This is a genomic window from Streptomyces tricolor, from assembly GCF_002155905.1.
In the GTDB taxonomy this organism is placed as follows: domain Bacteria; phylum Actinomycetota; class Actinomycetes; order Streptomycetales; family Streptomycetaceae; genus Streptomyces; species Streptomyces tricolor.
Genome location: NZ_MUMF01000928.1, coordinates 388 through 806, shown reverse-complemented (window position 1 = coordinate 806; position 419 = coordinate 388). Strand labels below are relative to the sequence as shown.

Annotated in this window: 1 protein-coding gene; it reads left to right on the top strand. The window is 75.9% G+C overall.

All coding sequences use genetic code 11. The features are described from left to right. Window positions 1–251: 251 nt before the first annotated feature. On the top strand, window positions 252–419 hold a 168-nt coding region (locus tag CCN44_RS41580; protein ID WP_208639947.1), incomplete at its 3' end, for a PAAR domain-containing protein.

Sequence of the window (419 nt, the reverse complement as noted above, 5' to 3'; positions counted from 1 at the left end):
CCCTGGACGCGGGACGCGGCGATGTGAGCGTGTCCGGCCGGAACGTGGACATCCAGGGCCGGGTCGGGGTGAAGATCGGCGGCCGGTCGGTCGGCGTCACCGGCAGCTCGGACGTCACCGTCGACGGCGGCCTGCTGGGCGTCCTGAAGGCCAAGCTCATCCGGATCAACTGACCCCGGCCCCGCCCCCGTACCTGTCCCCGTCCTGCCCCTGGTCCTGACCCCAGTCCCTACTGCCGTAAGGAGCGCCGCATGCCGGCCGCAGCCCGTACCGGTGACCCCACCGACCACGGCGGTGTGATCGCCACCCCGCCGCCCGCCGCCGCCAGGGCGGTCGCGACCGTGCTGATCGGCGGCCGGCCCGCCGCCGTCGTGGGCAGCCTGCACACCTGCCCGGTGCCGCCGCACGCGGCCACGGGC